The organism is Finegoldia sp., from assembly GCF_046991905.1.
In the GTDB taxonomy this organism is placed as follows: Bacteria; Bacillota; Clostridia; order Tissierellales; family Peptoniphilaceae; genus Finegoldia.
In genome coordinates, this window is the sequence record NZ_JBKWZF010000118.1 from 1 (window position 1) to 2,571 (window position 2,571).

Genomic DNA, 2,571 nt, shown 5'->3' on the forward strand with positions numbered 1-2,571 from the left:
CACTTTTTACAGAGTTATGGCGCAAATTGAGAAGATACACACATATCCTTATTTCATGCGTTTTTCCTCATAAGAAGTCAAGGGAAGTTTTAAGCCGTTTTTGGGGTTTCAGGCTATAAAAAATAGATATTAATGTCTAACTAATATCTATTTCTGTTGAAACATATTTAACATTTTCATTTGTATCTTAAACTAAATATAAGCTTCTCCAAACTGATTTAAACCCAATATATGATCATATTTGCCGATTTCTAAACTTTAACTACAAAAGAAGATATTCCAAAAACGGTTCTTCCTTCTACCTAATTTCTAATTGTACCGAAACATTTTTGGCATTTTTATTTGTAATTGTAAACGAAATATAACCTTCGTCAAATTGACTTAAATCCAACATGCTATCATAATTGCTGATATCCAGATTTTCTTCATACATTCCCTGTTTCATTTTAAGATATACTGTTCCCTCCGAGCAGCTGCTGATAACATAAACATTATTCTTTTGTTCAGTTGTTAAAAAGTAGGTCCTATAATAACTCCGATTAGCTTCTTTGTATTTAACTTTCATACCACTATCACCGATGTTAATGAAAGAAAAATTTGACATACCTATAGGCAGTCTCCCATTACCTATAATCAGCAAAACAGCAAACAATAGGATTATTAAACTTACCCTCAAAATCAGTAATATATCTTTTGCTTTCTTCTCAATTTTTTTGAAAATAATAAATCTTTTCATAATTATTTTTTAATTATACCAAGTATTATAAGTAATATAATGATTATAATTTATATCATCATTAAAGGAATTAGGGGTTTATTCGGCATATAGAACTAAATATCCCCTTAAATCGCACATATTCATATCTCTTATATTAACTTCATTTTTCCTTTTTAGCAATACTATAATTGACATACTTAAAGGAATTACACAGCATGTGTATAATAGTACCCACGGTAATGTTGGGAATGTCTTTGTTTCCATCTGCGACAATTCCTAATACGATATAGACGGCCGGCTCAGAATCCGCCCATCCTCTCGTCCCTTATAATGAATATAGTCCATAAAGCCAAAAGGATAGACAGGGTTCAGTTTCTATGAATTCTGCAGGATATCCTTAAAGTAGTCCCAGAGGAGAGAATAGACATCAGCAACGTTGTCTATCTTGTTTTCCATAATAATCTGTCGAATTTATTCCTTTGCTACTGGCATAAAAATACTCCTTTTCGATAAAAATATTCAATCTTAATTCTTAACGTAAAGGAGCTATTTATTTCCTAAGAAATATAATTTCTTTCATTTGCTGCTCAATATACTCTACACGGCAAAATTGATTTCCTTTCGATATGTTCACCAACCGTACCTTGCCCGCTCAATCATAGATATCCCCAAATAAAAACTTATGGATACGCTTTAAATGATTAAAATCAAATTTTCCATGACTCCCCTTTTTCATAACTTCTGCTGTACGCAGTGATGTTATATGGCGTTCCGCCTCTTCCAAAATATCTTTATCTGTTATATTTAGTTTATTTTTCAGGACATTCGAGCCTGGAAAACAGTAACGTACATCATATTCGTATTTATGCCTATAATTTCTTCCCATACGCTAACGTACCATAGATTTTGGTGCGTACATTTTAACAAGATTGACAATTGCTTCTCCAAAGTCAATTTTGCCTTCAAAACAATTGATTGCTAATTCGCTATCCTCTTGTGTCAGTGGCATGCCTTCCATACTCATTGTTGCATTCACATTTTCTAAAAATCTTCCATCTTTCGCAGCCATCTCGATGAATACGGTGAAGGGTGGGCTTTCAAGGATTTAAGGGATGTTTGTGCTCTACGGGTGTACTACCCATTCCTCTTATCCAGTTTATGCAACTCGATTCATCTTACTGACTTTATCAATAAACGCTTTCATATCATCTACATAAGAATATGGGGCATACTCCGAATAGATATCCGGAGCATCTAATATCACAATCTGTACTCCATCAGTTCTCAATGCCTCCAATGTTCCAGGCAAATAACACACTTCATTTACCTTCTTACACAAATATGCTATACAGCCCTGTTTATCAAATATTTTAGTTATGATATATTTTTTTATATTCCATCCGATAACTCACCTTCCTTCAGATTCCACCTCACAATGGACGCCCTTGGTCTTGGCTGTATCCTTCTCACTACCAGGGCGGATTAGGGACTTTTGCCCATTAGGTAACGTGCACCGCCAGGCGCACCACCAAAAACCGCACCAACCATCAAAGGTTAGTGCGGTCTACAAATCGCTCTATAAATATAACTACTTGTCTTAGAACTTTCCTTCCTTAGCTGCTTCCTCGATGCTAACAGCAACAGCCACAGTCATACCAACCATCGGGTTATTGCCCGCTCCAATCAGACCCATCATTTCAACATGAGCCGGAACGGAAGAAGAACCTGCGAACTGTGCATCGGAATGCATACGGCCCATAGTATCTGTCATACCATAGGAAGCAGGACCTGCCGCCATGTTATCGGGATGAAGTGTACGGCCTGTACCACCGCCGGAAGCAACGGAGAAATAT

The 2,571-nt window shown here is 35.9% G+C and carries 5 protein-coding genes; all 5 read right to left on the reverse strand.

Annotated elements, in window-relative coordinates:
- Nucleotides 1-298: 298 nt before the first annotated feature.
- Nucleotides 299-604 carry a hypothetical protein gene (locus tag ACLUJM_RS13430; RefSeq protein ID WP_412413044.1) on the reverse strand — a complete coding sequence of 102 codons (306 nt, stop codon included), beginning with the start codon at nucleotides 602-604 and terminating at the stop codon, nucleotides 299-301.
- Between the two features lie 766 nt (nucleotides 605-1,370).
- Nucleotides 1,371-1,604 carry a hypothetical protein gene (locus tag ACLUJM_RS13435; RefSeq protein ID WP_120092460.1) on the reverse strand — a complete coding sequence of 78 codons (234 nt, stop codon included), beginning with the start codon at nucleotides 1,602-1,604 and terminating at the stop codon, nucleotides 1,371-1,373.
- A gap of 3 nt (nucleotides 1,605-1,607) precedes the next feature.
- A complete protein-coding gene (locus ACLUJM_RS13440; RefSeq protein ID WP_044963958.1) occupies nucleotides 1,608-1,787 on the reverse strand; it encodes an antitoxin VbhA family protein in 180 nt (59 codons plus the stop codon).
- Between the two features lie 87 nt (nucleotides 1,788-1,874).
- Complete coding sequence (locus ACLUJM_RS13445) at nucleotides 1,875-2,123, reverse strand: DUF6718 family protein (protein WP_120092457.1); 249 nt, start codon at nucleotides 2,121-2,123, stop codon at nucleotides 1,875-1,877.
- A 192-nt stretch (nucleotides 2,124-2,315) separates the two neighbouring features.
- Nucleotides 2,316-2,571: GGGtGRT protein (locus ACLUJM_RS13450; RefSeq protein WP_412413045.1), on the reverse strand; the 256-nt coding region annotated here is incomplete at its 5' end.

Coding starts and splice junctions, on each gene's coding strand:
- ACLUJM_RS13440 (WP_044963958.1), bottom strand. CDS start 1,787: ATGGCTGCGAAAGATGGAAGATTTTTAGAAAATGTGAATGCAACAATG.
- ACLUJM_RS13430 (WP_412413044.1), bottom strand. CDS start 604: ATGTCAAATTTTTCTTTCATTAACATCGGTGATAGTGGTATGAAAGTT.
- ACLUJM_RS13435 (WP_120092460.1), bottom strand. CDS start 1,604: ATGGGAAGAAATTATAGGCATAAATACGAATATGATGTACGTTACTGT.